18 protein-coding genes are annotated in these 18,764 nt (G+C 33.4%); 14 read left to right on the forward strand and 4 right to left on the reverse strand.

Features of this window, described 5'->3' with window-relative positions:
- The first annotated feature begins 347 nt into the window (after positions 1 to 347).
- The 9 genes from HT717_RS09510 (at position 348) to HT717_RS09550 (ending at position 8,862) form a co-directional block, all read left to right on the forward strand.
- A complete protein-coding gene (locus HT717_RS09510) occupies positions 348 to 476 on the forward strand; it encodes a lasso RiPP family leader peptide-containing protein (protein WP_024057171.1) in 129 nt (42 codons plus the stop codon).
- Between the two features lie 234 nt (positions 477 to 710).
- On the forward strand, positions 711 to 2,375 hold the full coding sequence (locus HT717_RS09515; RefSeq protein ID WP_043901625.1) for an asparagine synthase-related protein: 1,665 nt from the start codon (positions 711 to 713) through the stop codon (positions 2,373 to 2,375).
- Positions 2,350 to 2,604, forward strand: a complete 255-nt coding sequence (locus HT717_RS09520; protein ID WP_024057169.1) for a PqqD family protein — start codon at positions 2,350 to 2,352, stop codon at positions 2,602 to 2,604. Before HT717_RS09515 ends, HT717_RS09520 begins: the two co-directional genes overlap by 26 nt.
- Positions 2,604 to 4,826, forward strand: a complete 2,223-nt coding sequence (locus HT717_RS09525; RefSeq protein WP_084952998.1) for a lasso peptide biosynthesis B2 protein — start codon at positions 2,604 to 2,606, stop codon at positions 4,824 to 4,826. The genes HT717_RS09520 and HT717_RS09525 overlap by 1 nt, the downstream gene beginning before the upstream one ends.
- An 11-nt stretch (positions 4,827 to 4,837) precedes the next feature.
- Positions 4,838 to 5,548, forward strand: a complete 711-nt coding sequence (locus HT717_RS09530; protein WP_000438101.1) for an ATP-binding cassette domain-containing protein — start codon at positions 4,838 to 4,840, stop codon at positions 5,546 to 5,548.
- Between the two features lies 1 nt (position 5,549).
- Positions 5,550 to 6,335, forward strand: coding sequence for an ABC transporter permease (locus tag HT717_RS09535; protein WP_084952997.1), 786 nt, complete (start codon positions 5,550 to 5,552; stop codon positions 6,333 to 6,335).
- Between the two features lies 1 nt (position 6,336).
- Positions 6,337 to 7,056, forward strand: coding sequence for an ABC transporter permease (locus tag HT717_RS09540; RefSeq protein ID WP_020901992.1), 720 nt, complete (start codon positions 6,337 to 6,339; stop codon positions 7,054 to 7,056).
- A gap of 61 nt (positions 7,057 to 7,117) precedes the next feature.
- Positions 7,118 to 7,804 (forward strand): response regulator transcription factor, encoded by a 687-nt coding sequence (locus HT717_RS09545; RefSeq protein ID WP_020901993.1) that lies wholly within the window; start codon positions 7,118 to 7,120, stop codon positions 7,802 to 7,804.
- A complete protein-coding gene (locus tag HT717_RS09550; RefSeq protein ID WP_084952996.1) occupies positions 7,774 to 8,862 on the forward strand; it encodes a HAMP domain-containing sensor histidine kinase in 1,089 nt (362 codons plus the stop codon). Before HT717_RS09545 ends, HT717_RS09550 begins: the two co-directional genes overlap by 31 nt.
- A gap of 42 nt (positions 8,863 to 8,904) precedes the next feature.
- Here HT717_RS09550 and HT717_RS09555 read toward each other — a convergent pair whose 3' ends face one another.
- Positions 8,905 to 9,207, reverse strand: coding sequence for a hypothetical protein (locus HT717_RS09555; protein WP_191995415.1), 303 nt, complete (start codon positions 9,205 to 9,207; stop codon positions 8,905 to 8,907).
- A gap of 142 nt (positions 9,208 to 9,349) precedes the next feature.
- Between HT717_RS09555 and HT717_RS09560 the strand changes: the two genes are divergently transcribed.
- The 4 genes from HT717_RS09560 to HT717_RS09575 all read left to right on the forward strand — a co-directional run bounded on the left by HT717_RS09560 (position 9,350) and on the right by HT717_RS09575 (position 16,695).
- Positions 9,350 to 9,760, forward strand: coding sequence for a thrombospondin type 3 repeat-containing protein (locus tag HT717_RS09560; protein ID WP_173305137.1), 411 nt, complete (start codon positions 9,350 to 9,352; stop codon positions 9,758 to 9,760).
- Between the two features lie 47 nt (positions 9,761 to 9,807).
- Positions 9,808 to 16,026: an SNF2-related protein gene (locus tag HT717_RS09565; protein WP_173305139.1), complete on the forward strand. Its 6,219-nt coding sequence runs from the start codon at positions 9,808 to 9,810 to the stop codon at positions 16,024 to 16,026.
- A 74-nt stretch (positions 16,027 to 16,100) separates the two neighbouring features.
- Positions 16,101 to 16,385 carry a DUF5962 family protein gene (locus HT717_RS09570; protein WP_000969637.1) on the forward strand — a complete coding sequence of 95 codons (285 nt, stop codon included), beginning with the start codon at positions 16,101 to 16,103 and terminating at the stop codon, positions 16,383 to 16,385.
- Between the two features lie 13 nt (positions 16,386 to 16,398).
- Complete coding sequence (locus HT717_RS09575) at positions 16,399 to 16,695, forward strand: DUF5966 family protein (RefSeq protein WP_000998890.1); 297 nt, start codon at positions 16,399 to 16,401, stop codon at positions 16,693 to 16,695.
- A gap of 291 nt (positions 16,696 to 16,986) precedes the next feature.
- On the opposite strand, the gene HT717_RS09580 is transcribed toward HT717_RS09575, so the two are convergent.
- Positions 16,987 to 17,202 (reverse strand): excisionase, encoded by a 216-nt coding sequence (locus HT717_RS09580; protein ID WP_173305141.1) that lies wholly within the window; start codon positions 17,200 to 17,202, stop codon positions 16,987 to 16,989.
- Here HT717_RS09580 and HT717_RS09995 point away from each other — a divergent pair.
- On the forward strand, positions 17,186 to 17,437 hold the full coding sequence (locus HT717_RS09995) for a hypothetical protein (protein WP_001845478.1): 252 nt from the start codon (positions 17,186 to 17,188) through the stop codon (positions 17,435 to 17,437). The genes HT717_RS09580 and HT717_RS09995 overlap by 17 nt on opposite strands.
- Before the next feature lie 225 nt (positions 17,438 to 17,662).
- Here HT717_RS09995 and HT717_RS09585 read toward each other — a convergent pair whose 3' ends face one another.
- Both HT717_RS09585 and HT717_RS09590 read right to left on the reverse strand, forming a co-directional pair.
- A complete protein-coding gene (locus tag HT717_RS09585) occupies positions 17,663 to 17,893 on the reverse strand; it encodes a helix-turn-helix domain-containing protein (protein ID WP_000857133.1) in 231 nt (76 codons plus the stop codon).
- A complete protein-coding gene (locus HT717_RS09590; protein WP_000804885.1) occupies positions 17,890 to 18,312 on the reverse strand; it encodes a sigma-70 family RNA polymerase sigma factor in 423 nt (140 codons plus the stop codon). The genes HT717_RS09585 and HT717_RS09590 overlap by 4 nt, the downstream gene beginning before the upstream one ends.
- Positions 18,313 to 18,764 lie beyond the last annotated feature (452 nt).

Raw genomic sequence — 18,764 nt, forward strand, 5'->3', positions numbered from 1 at the left:
GTTTCTGAAACTAACTATGGTGGCAACCCTAACTATACCTTTAGAAAAATCTCGCAAGCAGATAGTGCCATCAGTTTTGCTTATACGATTAAATAAAATATTAAGATTTAACCGACGATTTAGATTCTATAAAGATTTAAAATTCTATTTGCTATCTTCTTGAAATAGGGCAAAGAATTTTAAATCTTTTTTATTTTCATTTTTACTCTCTAAATTCTGAAAAAAATCCGAAAATTTAAATGTAAACTGTAGTTGTTTAGAAAATGTAAAGTTTTTAAACAAAATTTTTCATACTCAAATAATAGAGTTCTGATATTGTTTGAGTATGGTAGAAAGAAAATTTGGTTATGAAATATAATAAACCTATATTTGAAAAAGTAGCAAACTTTAAAAAAGATACTAATGGTCTTTGGTTTGGTAAGTTTACTGATATTTTTGGTGGTCGTGCAGTATTTCAAATTGTTATTAATTATTAACAATAGTTTGTGATAAGTAGTTCTATCATATTGCTTTTTAGATAAAGTGTTTCGAAATTATCAGAACCCTAGAATTTTGAAGCACTTTATTTTTAATAATTATATTATATTTTGATAGATATTATCTCACAATTAAATAAAGGTTCAGATATTATGATTAGAAAGTTTGAATTAAAGACTAGAATTATATTTTTAACTAGAGAGAATTATATTCAGTTAAGTTACGGAAATAATATGATTTATGGTTTAGAAATTTACAAGGAGGAATTAAATAATTTACTAAAAATTGTTGACAATCTAAATTTTATAGAGAAAGCTTTCGAGTCAATTCATAAAGGTATTTTCATTGTAAAAAAGAATGATAAAATATTTGCTTATAATACTTTTTTAGGTACTGAATTATGTTGGTTTCATGATGGTGAAAATATTGTCATAAGTGATTCAGAAATTGAAATTGCTAGGGAGTATTCACTAGAGTTTGATAATAATCAGTTAGCAAAATATTTAATTCTAGGATTACCCATACACCTGTTACAATCTTACTCTATGTGGAAAAAAATATATAAAACAGATATTTTTAAGTATATCATTTTAGATAGTAGAAACTCCATTTCTATACAATCGTACGGTTCTACATTAAAAATTGGAATAAAAGATGAAAACTACAGTTTAGAAAGCATTAAAAAATATTTTTTTGATTACATATCAAATATTGTAAACAAATACAATAACATTTCTGCTGATTTATCTGGTGGTATTGACTCAGCATGCATAGCATATATGCTAAACAAAATAAATCATGATTTTCTTCTTTTTCATGCTGAATCTAGTGTGGAGTCAAATAGTGATACAAAATGGGCCGAAGGTATTTCAGAAGATATACATTGTCCATTGATTAAACTAACTTCATTGGAAAAAATTAATCACAGATTTGAGATGGATCATTCTTATATTGGGAACAAAGTTCCTTCTAATCCGCTATTGTGGGCTGATACTGAACATTATTTGGAAGAAGTAATTGAGAATACTAAAAATCAACAGTCTCATGTCCACTTTATTGGAATCGGAGGTGATGAATTGTTCACATCTATGCCTGCTACTCCGTGGTCTATATTAAGACAAGAAAAGTTAAAGAGTATAAACTATGTTTTAAGGTATTGTCTTATTGTAAAAAGAAATTCTATTGATTGTTTAAGAGATTTTATTGATAACAAATCTTTAACAGATGAATTAAGACAGAAATACAAAGAAGCATTTAGATGTTCGAAAAAAAATATTGAAAACAGAAATTTTTCTTGGATTGATAAAATAATAATACCAGATTTTTTAAGTACAAATTATAGAAATAGTATAAAGGAAAGGTTAGATTCTGAATTATTAGATAAGGAAGTAGAATTTCATAAAAATAGAGCAAAATATCAAGCCATTAGTTCACTAATTTTTCAAAAAAAAGTCTTAGAACAAGTTAATAGGCAGTTATCTGGAATACTAGATGTAGAAGCACCATTCTTAAATTATCAAATCGTAAAAACATCTATGAATATACCAGATAAAATAATTGTTGGACGAGCGATATCGAAGGAAATCCTTTATCAAACCTTAAAAGGAATTGTTCCAGTAGATATTTTTACAAGGAGAGTAAAAGGAGACTATTCTAGTCCACTATATTCAAGTTATAGAAAATTTGTAAAAGAAAATTCTGATCATATTTGGAATACTGAATTGGTAAGGAGAGAGATCGTAGATGGGGAAAAATTGACCAGTATTCTTAGTCTACCGACAGCCAATCCTATAATTATAGAATTTTTTGAGAAATTTTGTATACTTGAACGGTGGATACGACAAGTAGATAGATATATGAAAGGACGCAATAATGAAAATATTTTCAAAAAAACATAAATTAGAAATTAAAAAAATAGAAAATGGTGCTATTGTATTTGATAAATCAACAGGATACTATTTTCAAACAAATGAAATTGGAGTAAAAATTTTATTAATGTTGTCTGAAAATATGAGTGAGGAAGAAATTGCAATATCTCTTTCTAAAGAATTTAAAGAAGATTTAGCAAATATAAAAGAAGATATTTTATTATTTATGAATTCTTTGAAAGAAAGTAGGATAATTTGATGGATATACAAATTTCTCAGGAAAAAGTTCAGTCAATTGATTTTAAAAGTAGTATACTAGCTAAAATATCTCTATTGTTATCATTTCCGTTAAATTTTTGTTCTCCCGAATTAATAGAAACTATTCTTAATTCAATTTCAAAAGATTTAAATTATGCTTCAGTATTGGATATAGAAAATGCAAGAAATGCAGTATGTTATGTGAGTCGTAAGTGTCGTAATCAAGATGGATGTCTGAAACGTTCTTTGGCAGTTTATATATACATTTTTTTATGTAGAAAAAAATGTAGTTGGTGTACTGGTTTTATAATGGATCCATTTAGGGCTCATGCTTGGATAGAATTAGGAGGGGTACCAATAGGTGAAAATGAGGAAATAACAAGATACACCCATATGATCAAGACGAAAGATACGTATGAGAAAATAGTTTATCAGTTTGAAAAGAACGAAGAGTATGATGATAATAAATCATATCATGTACGGATTAGAGATTTATTTAAAGATGTATCGTTTCAGAAAAAGGAGTTTATACTAGTTTTTATTTTGGGGATACTTAGTACTTTTTTTAGTTTGATACAACCTGAATTATTGTCTGAATTGATTAAAAATGATATAACAAATATTTTTAGCAGTATATCATTTATCTTATTTATTACAACAGTTTTTTTAGCAACAATTTGCTCTACATTTCAATATTTCTATTTGCAAAAAATTGGAGAATTAGCTATTTATAAAACTAGAAAAAATTTAGTGAGCCGTATGTTTAATCTTCATATTTCAGACTATGATAATTGGAGCATAGGGGATTTCATAAGTCGTGTAGGGTCGGATACGTCTAAGTTAAGATTGGGAATTATCCAATTAACAGTATCGTTATCGAGTAGTTTAATTTTATCAATTGGTGCTATATTCTTATTATTTTTTAAAGATTTCTGGCTTTCGATTATTACATTATTAACACTTACTGTGGTATTTTTTGTCATACTGTTAATGAGTACAATAATTCAAAAAGCAAGTTTTGATGTACAAAAACATACTTCTAAATTATCATCGTTATTAACGAGAGATTTACTAGGAATCAGAACTATTAGAGCATTTAATAAGACAGAGTGTGAATTAGACAAAACGAATTATGAGATTAATTCAATAAAGGAATTAGGTTTAAAATTGTCAAAAGTACAAGCTTTGTTGACTCCGATATCTAATTTAGGCATACAGTTTAGTTTAATGATTGTAATTGGTGTAGGTTCGTATAGAGTATTTAATAATTTAATGGCTATATCTGATTTAACAGCTTTTATATTATTATTATATATGGCAATAGGCCCTTTTAGTCAAATATTTACATCAATATCAGGTATATCAGAATCACTTGGAGCTTTGAGTCGCATACAAGAAGTAGTAAACTTACCTGTAGAAAGAGATTATGATGTTGATATACACGAACGTTTTCAATCAAATGAAGGAGCAATTATTACTTTTAAAAATGTATATTTCACTTATAGTAAAAAATTTCATCTGGAAAAAAGAAATGTTATAACAGAATATATTTTAAATAATATTTCTTTTGATATATATAGAGGTGAATACATAGCAATTGTTGGACCATCCGGTGCTGGGAAAAGTACCATTCTTCAAATTTTAGAACGTTTTTACGAGATCGATTTGGGAAGTATTTTAGTAGATGGTGTTGACATAAAAAAAATAGACAGATTTGATTTAAGAAAGAACTTAGCATATGTTGAACAAAATGCACCACTTTTAACGGGAACATTATTAGAAAACATACGGTTCGGCAATGAAGAAGTGTCAGAATTGGAGTGTTTATCAGTTTTAAAAGACGTTGGTTTACAATACTTAGTTGATAGAAACCCTGATGGTTTAAATATGCTTATAGGTGAAAATAGTGTAGGTTTATCAGGTGGTGAAAGACAAAGAATTGCTCTTGCAAGAGCATTACTTTCGAAAGCACAAATATTACTTTTAGATGAGATGACATCTAATCTAGACAGCATTAGCGAAAAACAAATAAAGAAAGTCTTAAAAAATATTCATCATAAAAAAACTATTATTTCAGTAGCTCATAGACTATCAACAGTTATAGAAGCGGATAGAATAATGGTTCTTGAGCACGGAAGAGTTGTAGGCGAGGGAACCCATAGTCAACTTCTTGAATCAGTTCCTCTGTATAAAGAACTTGCAAAAGAGCAATTATTAGTATAAGGAGAACATCTATGGAACAAAGTATTACTATTAAAAATTTATGTAAGTCATATGGCCAAACTCAAATTTTAAAAGATATTTCTTTTGAAGCAAAAGCAGGTAGAGTGACTGCTTTCCTAGGTCCAAATGGAGCTGGAAAAAGTTCAACCTTACGTATTTTATTAGGATTAGACAAAGCAACATCTGGTCTTACTAAAATTGGAGATCAAACTTATAAGGAATTAAAATTTCCTCTAAAAACTGTAGGAGCTTCATTTGACAGTGTAGGTGCTCCTGATGATCGGACTGTTTATCAACATTTGAAAATTGTTGCTGCTAGTAATGGGATATCCAGTCAGCGAATTGAGCAAGTCTTGGATATGGTGGATATTAGTCATAAGAAAAAATCTAAAATTGGAAAATTATCATTAGGAGAAGGACAACGCTTGGGGATTGCAACAGCTCTATTAGGAAATCCTCAGTACCTGATATTGGATGAACCGACTAATGGGTTAGATCCAAGAGGAATTCGGTGGTTTAGAGAGTTTATAAAAAAACAAGCTCAAGAAGGAAAAACAGTCTTGCTATCATCTCATATATTATCGGAAGTGGAAGCAGTAACAGATGATGTGGTCATCATAAATAAAGGCAAAGTTCTTATAAAAGGGACTTTACAAGAAGTGATGAAAAATCTTTCTTCACTAGAGGAAGTCTTCTTTAGTTTAACAGAGGGAGGAAAGTGACATGGCACTTATTTACTCTCTTCATTCTGAAATATTGAAATTGCTTTATAGGAGAGCTACTCATGTTGTACTATTCTTGATACTGGTATTTCAAACGTTTTTAGCAAATATTGGTGCTTCTCAAATTGTTTCAGTTGGTATCCATGCTACACCAGAGACAAATCCAGAATTAGCAGAAGCTATACCTCCTATTGAATTTTTAGGTTTTGATGTCACTTTATTTGGTGTTTTTATTATGATTATCCTAGGCTCAATTTACGGAGCCGAGGAGTATAAATGCTCTGCTATTCGTACAAGTCTCCTCTCTATTACAAATCGAAGTACTTTCCTAGTTTCAAAAACATTAGTTTGGCTTGTATTTTCTTTTTTCATTTCCTTTCTATCAATATTCCTTACGATTAACATGACACATTATGTTTTAGGACAAGATGGCTTATTGCTTTTTTCACTAAATGGAACAGTTTGGTTCTATATATTTTTAGCCAGTATAGCTTGGACTTTGTTGGGACTTCTAGCCTATATTATGGCTTTGACATTTAAAACAGCCATTGTTCCTCTATTATTTTTGCTTCCTCAAGTCTACAATTTAGGAACATTCTTAGCAAACTATATATCGGTTGCAAAATTTCTTCCAGTTGCATTGGGGCAAGGATTGATTGCTACATCTCCTCAAATTTTAGAATATAATAGTTTACAAAATATTTTACTTTTACTTTGTTGGAACTTCTCATTCTTGGCTTTAGCAATCTACCGCTTACTTAAGTCAGATATTGGAGGAGGTGAATAAGTTGAAAGAGCAACTTAAAAGTGAGTATCTCAAGTTTATTATGAATCCGTGGCACTGGTTGATTATAGGTGCTCTATTACTGTGTGTTCCAGCGTTAGTTATTTTTTTAAATAATAAGCCAGACCAGTTGACCCTACAGTTTGTTTTGGAACAGCTACTGCAAAGTCTCTATTTAGGACAGGCGGGTTTCATTAGTCTAGCTGTTCTATTTATAGGTCAAGAATTTACAGGTTCTAGCCTTCGTACCAGTTTTCTTACATGTCCAAATCGTTTGATATTTATAATCTGTAAACTAGCTATTGTATTATGTATGGAAATTGTATTATTGGTTGCTGTAATATCATTATGCATACTAATCGCGCAAGGATACTACAATATCAATCTTTTGAGTAATATTAAACATGTTCTAACAATTCTATTTCCAGCTTGTATTTCTATTCTAACCTTCTCTCTTTTAAGTGGTATTTTTGTATTTATTTCCCAGTCTTTTATCTTAATTTTGGGAATAAGTTTATCCCTTTTATTGGGGTTGGGACAAATGTTATTACAATTCAGTTCTTTTTTTAGAAATTTACCATTACTGGCTAGTATGAATTGTTTTTATACCTATCCATTGTCTCTTTATTATCCAGTGTGGCAAGGCTTAGGGATACAAATAGTTTGGTTATTAATTGTTTTTCTATTTGCTACATTGATACTTATAGGAAAAAATGTACGCTAAAGACAGGGGATATCCTGTCTTTTTCTCAGTTAGTGCTATAATATATTCAGGAGGGTGAGTTATGGCTTATAAAATTTTGGTTGTAGATGATGATCTTGCTATTCTTCGCCTAATAAAAAAAGTACTAGAATATGAAAAATATGAAGTAGTCATACGAAATAAGATAGAAGAGATTGATCTTTGTGATTTTACAGGCTTTGACTTGATTCTATTAGATATTATGATGCCTGTTAGTGGTTTAGAAATCTGTCAGATGATTCGCGAGCAGATAACTGTTCCTATCTGTTTTATAACTGCCAAGGATATGGATGAAGACTTAGTAGCTGGAATCAATGCAGGTGCTGATGATTATATTATGAAGCCCTTTAGTATGCAAGAACTTTTAGCACGTGTTAAAATGCACTTGCGTCGTGAAGAACGGACTAAAGGAAATGTTCATCAAATAAAGATTGGGAAGCTTATACTATATACGGATAGTAAGGAACTATTTGTAAACGATGATAAGATTGCCTTGACAAGGAGGGAATTTGATATAGTGAATCTTTTAGCAAGCACCCCAAGTAGAATATACTCTATAGAGGAAATTTATAATTATCTATATCCACAAAGTTCCGAAGCTCTTTTACGTTCGGTTTCAGAGTATATTTATCAAATTCGTCAAAAGCTGAAACCTTATCAATTAAATCCAATTAAAACCTTGTATGGTGGAGGATATCAATGGGTAGAATCAAAAGTTTTAGACAATTAATTCGAGAAACCTGTTGGAGAATTATTTGGCAGTTTAGTCTTGGCTTACTAATGGCCTATCTTATTCCCTTAGCTTCAGTATCTATACAAATAAATGAAGATGGGAAACCTTTAAACAATAGTGGTGTTCTATCAATCTTTTTTAATGTGTCATCATGGATATATATTTGTGTTTTATTGATTATTCTAATAAGTTATCACATTGGAAAATTGTTGAAAAAACTGAGTTATGAAATGACTTTGATTTATGAAAATAGTATGTGGTTGGAGAAGGAATGTACAGAAAGTTTAACGGTTAAAGAATTTCGCGAGACAGGAAATCGGATTGTTGTGATGCAAGATAGAATTCGACAATTAATAGTTGATGAGAAACAGCAGAAAGAAGATTTGATGTTTCAGGTTTCAGCAGCTTCTCATGATTTAAAGACACCCTTAACCATTATTAGGGGAAATGTGGAATTTTTGCAGGCGATAACTGAAAACGACCAATCTCAAGAATGCTTAGCAGATATAGAAAGAGCTAGTCAACAGTTACTAGATTATTTCAATCAATTGATTCACTATTCTAAAACCTATTATGATGATGAGACAGGTTGGACGGAGTATTCCTCTTCAGATTTTATCAATGAATTAGAGAAAGAAGTCTCTTTTTTGATAAAAAATCAGATGAAGTTTTCTTTTGAACAAAATGTGAAAGGAACTGAAAACTATTATATAAATCCATCTCTTCTGATTCGTGCCATACAAAATATTTTAACAAATGCTTTGGAATACGCCGATAAACAGAATCCTAAAATTAAAATTAGAGTAGAGCAAGAGGGGAAGGAATTGAAAATAGGTATATGGAATAATGGTTCGGAATTTCCAGAGGAAGTTTTAAATAATTTTGGAAAGCTCTTTTATCGTATGGATAAAGCTAGATCGTATAAAGAGCAACATTATGGTATTGGACTGAGTTTTGTATGTAGAGTTGCAAAACTACACAAAGGCCGAGTTGAGCTTAGAAATAGAGACGCGGGAGCAGAAGTTTTAATAACTGTGAATTGTATTAAATCATAGTGATGTATCAATACCCCAACTAATGAATAATACATTAGTCAATTATGGGAAATTTACTAGATTTTCTTTAACAAAGATTTTTGACTTGAAATTGTAGCTATTTAAAGATACAATATGTTTATAAATGAGTGGTCGGCTCATGGTCAATCTGATAGTAATCTTGGACATAAGGGCCAAGCGGTGGCGGACACCAGAACGAAATCCGATAGCAATCTTGGACGTAAGGGCCAAGCGGTGGCAGACACCAGAACGAAATCCGATAGCAATCTTGGACGTAAGGGCCAAGCGGTGGCAGACACCAGAATAAACCGACTGACTAGGTGGCTTACAGGTTCTGTAAGTCATCTTTTTTACTTTGATAGTAATGTTTTATCATTTTAAGGAGAACGCAGTTTTGGCTCGTTCTCTTTTTTGTTGTGATACTTCTTTCAAGAAATATTTGGTAGGATTGGAGTGAAAAAAGATTAACTAGGAAAGAAGGAAGTATATGGAAGCCATTTATCAACGTGATTCGGATCAAGATGGACTGACTGATGCTCAAGAATTGGCGCTAGGAACCAATCCTCTTAGCGCAGATTCTGATGGTGATGGTCGTTCAGATTTAGTGGAAGTAGAAGAAGGAACCAATCCCTTAGAAAAGGATTTACAAGACATAGACCAAACAAGTATAACTGAACCATCTTCAGTATTTATGGAAATGAAACAAAAGATTTCAGATATGATGGAGAGTCACTACAAGGAATTTATACAGGCTCTTATTAGTATTGAAACAGGGATTGAAAACGAACAAGACCTAGAAGACTTATATACTTACTACATGAGAACAGATTCTATTTCTCTTTTGTCTAGTGATTTAGAAACCAGTCCTCAAAAGGTTGAAATGGAGATAGAGTTGTAGGGGAATCATGTGATTCTCCTATTTTCGTATAGATGAAAGGAGCGAGTATGGAAGTAATGAAATTATTGGCTATGTTTCGTGGAACAATTCCAAAAGATAGGGATAAAATGGCCCTATTTCTTCGTTATCAAGCGCAACATTTTGATGAGAAATGGCAGGATTTGGTAGAGAAATTTTTGACTGAAGAGGGGAAGATAGAAGAGATACCTCATGTCTATTCGTTTGATCAAGATATTGTTTCTTTTCTAGAGGCCAGTTCTGAAAATAATGGCCAAGATCTAGAAAGTTACACAAGAAATTTTGGACAAGTAGGTCTAGGTAAATTATCTCAATTAAGTAATTTTGAGAAAAACTTGGTGCTAGAAGTCGCAACCTATAACCTTTCCACTCGATTTTACATCCAATATGAAAAAGAGAAGCTAACACCATTAAGTGAGCTTGTATGTCATCAGAATCAGGATGTCAATTTAGTCAATGTCTATCGGGTTGCGAATAATCTATCTGACCGCATTAGTAGAGATATAGAGGAATTTCTTCTAATGGTTGACTCAAAAAAACTTAAAAAAGAAGTTCTTGAGATTCATTTTGAAGAAAAAGAGGGAGATGTTCTAGCTTATTTGGGTTCAGAATTGATGGCTACTTTAGATACCGTGACGGATCTTGTCCATCATGAAGAAAACTACACACAACTCCCACTGACACAAAAGCTAAAGATTATTACTCATTTTGATGAAGTAAAGGCTATAAGAGAAAAGTCTAAGCAAGTAGCGGAATCCTTATCTCCTTCAAGTGATATTGAACAGGAAACGGAAGAAACGAACTCCTTTTCTAATGTCGATAAATTTGTAGAAGAAGCTTTGAGGGAATATCCAATCGGTTCACAAGTAAGTTATAAAGGACAAGTATTTCAGTTGGTTTCGATTGAAAATGCACAGTTAAATGACTTAGTTCGCCTAGAGCTATTCAATGATTCCAACCAGTTATTTGAAGAGAATCCTATCTTATACTTGAACAGTTTGGAAGAGATTGAACAAGTATTGTCTCATTTAGAACTTGAAAAAGAAGATTCAGATATTGAAATTGAATCACCAAGTGAAAGCCAGGAAATAGATTTGTTTTCCTATCTGGAAGAGGATAATGAAAAGGAAAAGGATAAGGAAACAAAACCTTTAATTTCAGGTATAGAAGAGATGGATGTCCCCGTTCAAGATTTTGTTTTTCCAGATGATTTAGAGGACTTTTATCCTAAGACAAATCGAGAAAAGATTGAAACGAATATCGCCGCAATTGAACTTGTTAAAAGATTAGAAAAAGAGGGACGACAAGCGAATCCAGAAGAACAAGAGCTACTAGCCAAGTATGTCGGCTGGGGTGGTCTTGCCAATGAATTTTTTGATGAACTCAATCCAAAGTATGAAGCAGAACGTTTAACTCTTAAGAGTTTAGTAAGTAAATCAGAATACTCCACCATGAAACAAAGTTCTCTCACAGCCTATTATACAGACCCAATGATTATTCGCCAGATTTGGCAAAAGTTACTGGATGATGGTTTTGAGGGAGGAAGGATATTAGATCCTTCTATGGGGACTGGGAACTTCTTTGCGACTATGCCTAGAAGTATACGAGAGAGATCAGAACTCTATGGAGTTGAATTAGACAGTGTGACAGGCGCAATCGCAAAACAACTCCACCCCAATACCCATATTGAAGTGCGAGGATTTGAAGAAGTTCCCTATCAAAATAATAGTTTTGATTTAGTCTTAACAAATGTTCCTTTTGGAAATTTTCGCATTGCCGATAAAAACTATGATAAACCTTATATGATTCACGACTACTTTGTCAAACACTCACTGGATTTAGTAAGAGATGGAGGACAAGTGTCGATTATCTCTTCTATTGGCACAATGGATAAACGGACAGATAATGTCTTACAAGAGATTAAAACCAACACTCATTTTTTAGGGGGAGTTCGTTTGCCGGATATGGCTTTTAAAAGGATTGCAGGTACTCGTGTAACCACAGACCTCCTTTTCTTTCAAAAGGATCAAGCAAAGAATCTTAATGAAGAGGAGCTTGTCTTTAGTGGCTCTATTCCCTTTGAGGAGGATAAGCGTGTCTGGATTAATCCTTATTTTGATGGGAAATACAATACACAAGTTTTGGGTCAATATGAGGTACGTAATTTTAATGGAGGAACTCTCAATGTTAAGGGGGTATCAGAAACATTAGCTACTGACATTATGGAAGCGTTAGAGAATGTGGAAGAACCTAAACCAATTGACAATTCTTTAAAAGCACCTGTTTTTATCCAAGAAGAAGTGGATCATTCTATCCCAAGTCGTATACGTGAGGACTTAGCTCTCTATTCTTTTGGATATGAGGAAAATCAAATTTATTACCGAGATACGCATGGCATTCGGAAAAGTTCAAAAGTAGATGAAATTAGTTATTATGTAGATGAGAAGGGAGATTTTAAAGCTTGGGACAGTTCTTTGTCTGAACATAAAATAGACCGATTCGTGCAACTTCATTTGACAGATGAGGAAGCACTAGATGTTTACAAGTCAGAAGAAGCGAGTAAAAGAGGGAAATATAAGGGACTGTTCAAAAAAACTGTCTTTTATGAAAGTCCCTTATCGGATAAGGACATTAGTCGTATTAAGGGCATGGTTGATTTGAGAGAGACCTATCAAGCCTTAATTGAAATTCAACGTCATTCAGATTATAGTCGGGCTGATTTTCAGGAATTGCTTGGCAAATTGAATCGTGACTATGACCGCTTTGTAAGTCAATTTGGATACTTGAATGCCTCCGTTAATCGGAACTTATTTGATAGTGACGATAAGTATTCCTTACTAGCAAGTTTAGAAGATGAATACATTGATTCTAAAGATCAGAAAGTAAGATATAAAAAATCTTTAGCCTTTGAGAAAGCATTGGTTAGGCCGGAGAGAGAGATTACAAGAGTTTCAACGGCTTTAGATGCCTTAAACTCTAGTTTATCGGATGGTAGAGGGGTTGATTTAGACTATATGGTATCAATTTATCCCGAACATAGCCAAGCTGCTATTTTAGATGAGTTAGGTGACCAGATTTTAATAGATCCAGAAAGCTACTTAAGAGGGGAAAGAAAATATCTTTCTAAGAACCAGTTTTTATCAGGAGACATTCTCAACAAGATAGAAGTAGTTCAACTATTAGTGGAGGAAAACAACCAAGAATATGATTGGAACCACGCTTTAGATTTGTTAGAATCTGTTCGCCCTCCAAGGATTCATCTGGCAGATATTGAGTTTAAAATAGGGTCACGTTGGATTCCTCAATCCGTTTATGGTAAATTTGCCTTTGAATGTTTTACCAATCGTGAATTTGAATTGTCTTCGCCTGATGTTGAACAGGTCATTGAAGCTAATCCTGTCGATGGACAGGTTCATTTAAGGACATCATTTGCTTATCGCTATCCAAGTGCCAAAGATAGTAGTCTTGGAGTCAGTGGCTCACGTTATGATACAGGAAGAAAGATTTTTGAGAACTTACTTAATTCGAACCAACCAACTATTACTATGACTGTTACGGAAGGAGAAAAGAAAAAGACCATCACAGATTTGGAAAAAACCTCTGTTCTAAGAGCAAAAGAGCAGCATTTACAAGAACTCTTTCAAGACTTTGTCTCACGTTATTCAGAAGTCCAACAAGTTATTGAAGAAAGCTATAATCGTCTTTATAATCGGACGGTTAGTCGAGAGTATGACGGTAGCCATCTAGTTATTGATGGATTGGCACAAAACATCAGCCTTCGCCCTCATCAAGAGAACGCCATTCAAAGAATCGTAGAAGAAAAAAGAGCCTTGTTAGCTCATGAGGTAGGTTCAGGAAAGACCTTGACCATGCTTGGTGCTGGGTTTAAATTAAAGGAGTTGGGGATGGTTCATAAGCCCTTGTATGTGGTGCCCTCTAGTTTGTCTGCTCAATTTGGCCAAGAGATCATGAAATTTTTCCCTACTAAAAAAGTCTTTGTGACCACTAAGAAAGATTTTGTGAAGGCGAGAAGAAAACAATTTGTGTCTCGTATTATTACAGGAGATTACGATGCCATTGTCATTGGGGATTCTCAATTTGAAAAAATCCCTGTCAGTAAGGAAAGACAGATGAATTATATCGAGGATAAACTCAATGAACTACGAGAGATTAAAACACATTCTGAAAATAAGTATACCGTTAAAGAAGCAGAACAATCAATAAGTGGTCTAGAGAAACAATTGGAAGAACTGCAACGCTTCAATCGTGATAGTTTTATTGATTTTGAGAACTTAGGAATTGATTTTCTCTTTGTGGATGAAGCACATCATTTTAAAAATATACGTCCCATTACTGGACTTGGAAATGTAGCAGGGATTACCAATACAACTTCTAAGAAGAATGTGGATATGGAAATGAAGGTGCGACAGATTCAGGAAGAACATGATTTTAAAAATATTGTCTTTGCGACAGGAACTCCTGTTTCCAATTCTATTAGTGAGTTATATACTATGATGAACTATATTCAACCAGATATATTAAAACGCTATCAAGTTGATTATTTTGACTCTTGGGTAGGTGCTTTTGGAGAAATTCAAAACTCTATGGAATTAGCTCCTACAGGGGATAAGTACCAACCTAAGAAACGATTTAAAAAGTTTGTCAATCTACCTGAGTTGATGAAAATCTATAAAGAAACAGCCGACATTCAAACACAAGATATGTTGGATTTACCTGTTCCAGAAGCTCATATTATCCCTATTGAGAGTGAGTTAACTGAAAACCAGAAACTCTATTTAGAAGAATTAGTTATGAGGTCAGATGCAGTCAAATATGGGACAGTTGATCCGAGCCAGGATAACATGTTAAAGATAACGGGTGAGGCACGAAAACTAGCTATTGATATGCGTTTGTTGGACTCTAGCTATAGTCTAGCAGACAATCATAAGCTGCTTCAGGTAGTGGATAATGTTGAGAGAATTTATCGTGAGGGAATGGAAAATAAGGCTACTCAGATGATTTTTTCAGATATTGGCACACCTAAGAAAAAGGACAATGGCTTTGATGTCTATTCTGAAATAAAGGCTTTATTAGTTGATAGAGGAATCCCTAGTAAGGAAATTGCCTTTGTACATGATGCCAATAGTGATGAAAAGAAGAATAGTTTGTCTCGAAAGGTCAATGCAGGAGAGGTGCGGATTCTTCTTGCCTCAACTGAAAAAGGAGGAACGGGTTTAAATGTTCAGAGCAAGATGAAAGCAGTTCATCACCTGGATGTACCGTGGAGACCAAGTGACATTCAGCAACGCAATGGACGGATTATCCGACAGGGAAATGAAAACAAGGAAGTGGATATTTACCACTATATTACCAAAGGTTCGTTTGATAATTATCTATGGGCAACTCAGGAGAACAAACTTCGTTATATTAAGCAGATTATGACTTCTAAGGAGCCGATTCGTGCTGCAGAAGACATTGATGAGCAGACCATGACAGCTTCTGATTTTAAGGCACTAGCAACAGGTAATCCTTATCTCAAATATAAGATGGAACTAGAGAATGATCTAACTCTATTAGAAAATCAAAGACGCGCCTTTCAACGCAGCAAGGATCACTATCGTCACACAATCTCCTACTGTGAAGAAAATATGCCCATTCTTGAGAAACGATTAATCAAGTATGATGGAGATATTCAACAGTCTGAAATGTCGAAAGACCAGGCATTTTCTATGATGATAGGTAAGCAAGCTTTTGATCAACGAGCTGAAGCGGGGGAATCTCTACACCGTCTTATCCGTCATAATCAAGCTGACAGCAAAGAATTCCGTACCCTAGCTAGTTATCGAGGATTTGACATTAAAATGCTTAGTCTTCCAACAAATCAACCTCTTCCTGAAACTTTCTCTGTTAAGATTGTAGGAGAAAATCAGTATTCTGTCAGTTTAGACTTGTATTCTCCTTTGGGGACAATTCAAAGACTCCAACATACGATAGACCACATTAAAGATGACCAAGTGAAAACTCAGAACTTATTGGATGAATTAAAGGATAAATGGACTACTGCTAAGGTAGAAATTGAGAAAAATTTTCCAAAGGAAGAGGATTATCAAACTAAAAAGGGCGAATACGATGTACTCGCGCCATTGATTGAAACAGAAACGGATTTAGATATTATTGATCAGGCCTTACGACAATTCCACGAAAAAGGAAAAGAAAAGCAAGAACAACTTTCTTTTGAATTAGATTAAAAAATATATATAAATAGCGGACAAGAAAAGAAAAGCGCGGTAGAATAAAGATAGAAAGAAACGAGGTAACGATTATGATGGAAGATACCTATTATCAATTAGAAGAGGCTTTGGTACAGGGATTTCAAACACCTGAAGAATACCAAGCCTACAAGGAGTTAAAGGAACATTATGAGGAAGTGACAGGGGATTACAGTTTTTCTAAACGAGAGCTCACTAGTCAATTGGAAATCGCTCTTCAGAATCATCAAGGTGTGGACTTTGAAGAACATGAAAAAGAAGAGTATTTGGACTTAGTTCAAAAATTAGAAGAGTTTGATTCCTCTCTTGCCACCCATTATCGTCAGTTGATTGATTAGAAAGGAGAAAGTCATGAATGATTTACTCCTTATCCCAGTAATTTTTTTAGCAGTAGGAGGAATTCTCATTCTTTTATGGAGACTCTTTCTTATTGCCAGTGGACTTTTCCTTATTGGTTTTATCAGTTTTCTTATTTTCGTGGAGGTCTATGGAATTTATCTGTTCTTTACTGAACCTAGTTTATATTTTGATGATATCAGACAACATGGTTTAACTAGTTTTACGGCTGTGTACTTTTTCATCAATCTGATGTTGGTTCTAGGATTTAGTTGGCGCTTCATTAACTCCATAAATAAGCATAAAATGTGAACTTTTTAGATAGTTAAAAGACTTTATTCAAAGGTAGGTTTGAATAGAGTTTTTTGTTGATGTGCTTATAATCCAGTCTCAATACTCTGTATTAGAAACAAAAAGAGATGAATTAAAATTAAAGTGTACAGAATGCTTTAGAGTTTCTATTTTTCTTATAATATATAGTAATTTCGGTACAAATTAACTTGTATATTCTATCTGGTTTAGTGTGATATATTCATTGTTAAATAAAAATATGAGTTCTCCTCTTATTTTAAAAAATAATTATTTTATAATTTTTTTTTATATTTATTGTAAACTATTCATTGCGTCCAATGTATCTATAATTTTTTCAAATTGTTTTCGTTTAATCTGAATACGATTGCCATTCATAATCAGCCAATTTGCATTTTTATTTTCCTCTGCCAAGCGTCGTAGCTTGTTTTCGCCAATACGAAAATATTTTGACGCTTCTTCAATGGTTAGGGTATAACGTTCCCAAATAGGAATGTCAGTCTGCTTCATAAAATCCTCCTTTCCAAATCACTTATTTGGATTTCATAAAAGTTGTTTTACCAGCAATCGAACAGCTTTAGCAAAGCTCACGGGAGTTCCACCCCTGCATGGTTCTCATGTAGCCATACTCATTGCCTGCGACGGTTTTATCACGCTCGGACTATTGACTGTATGGGAGTATCATTATCACGATAAGAATGTCGTTGCAGGCAATCCTGCTAAAGATTGCTTCTCGGATCACTAACATGAATCGCTCGCTATCTTTATAAGATAGGTCATGGCGGTTAGTTCCGTTGGCTCTTTTCTTATCGAAACGTATTCGATTACTTTTATTCAGTTTTCAAAGAACAATGGCTCGTTAGCCTATCAAAACACATTGAAAGCTCAATATGCTTTGGTGGAATAACAAACCTCCCTGTTCGGGAAGCGTGGAATGGTTTAGCACGCTTCCACGAAAGGAGAGAGGATATTACTTAATTTCAAATGACAAAATCTTTGTAATCAGTCTGGTTTCCATTCTTCCACGTAAGACTTCATCAACGACCATACTTTGATTGCCATATTCATCTTTCATAAGTCGTAGGGAACGCTTCGTTATGTACCCTCTGTAATGATGTAGAATCTGGTTAATCGCTTCGGTATCGCCATCTGTTGCCTTTACAATGAGAGGAAAGGGAATCATAGGATATTGTGTTTTCATTCTTCAAATTCCTCCATAAACTTTTTAATTAAGGCTAGTCCACTGGTTCTATGCCGATAGACAGTAGAACGGTTCAATTTCAACAGGTCTGCAATTTCTGAATCGCTCATGTCCATAAAGTAAAACAGCAGTAGAATTTCACGTTTCTTGTCTGGCAACTCACGTAATGCTTCACTCAACAAATCATTTTCAACGCCTACTGATAACCCATTGAGTGTAAAAATCTGAAAGTCAGTTGAATAGTTATCTGTTGTCGCAAACTGGCTAACAAGATAATCGCCAACATCCGAAAAGGACACCTCACGCTTTGCAATCCTTGAAAGATAAAGCATATAATTCTTTCGCTCGTCTTCCATAGCACGTTTACAGATATAGTCAAACTGATTTTCTATTGTGGTCTGAAAAGAAGATGGTTTCATGTTTCTCACCCCCTTTCTGTCTAGGAAAGGAAGTGAGCCTTGCTCGTTTATCTCCTTTCACTCTTAGTCCCAATGTGAAAGGGGGATTTGTTGCATTACTGATAAATAAACTTTGTAAAAAAGTTCTGAATAGCCAAAAAAGCATATAAACAGATTTATTTCTCTGTTTACATGCTTCTGTTATTCTATCTATATGATTTATAAAACCACATTGGTGGACGTACTTATCTATTGCAGATAGACGACTTTTTTTGACAAGAACCCAATGTAAGGAAATTTATTGTATATGATGTACTTCATGGCGACGTTGACCTCCAACAAACCGCCATTTGGAAGTAATATACAATATTTTAACAGCGTAAATAGCACTACCATATAACGGTTTTTTTTATTGGCGTTTAGTAGTGCTTTTTATTAAATATAAACCTATAAACTGTACTGACCCCAAAAAG

The sequence above is a fragment of the Streptococcus sp. 959 genome (assembly GCF_013277075.1).
Taxonomy (GTDB): domain Bacteria; phylum Bacillota; class Bacilli; order Lactobacillales; family Streptococcaceae; genus Streptococcus; species Streptococcus pseudopneumoniae_C.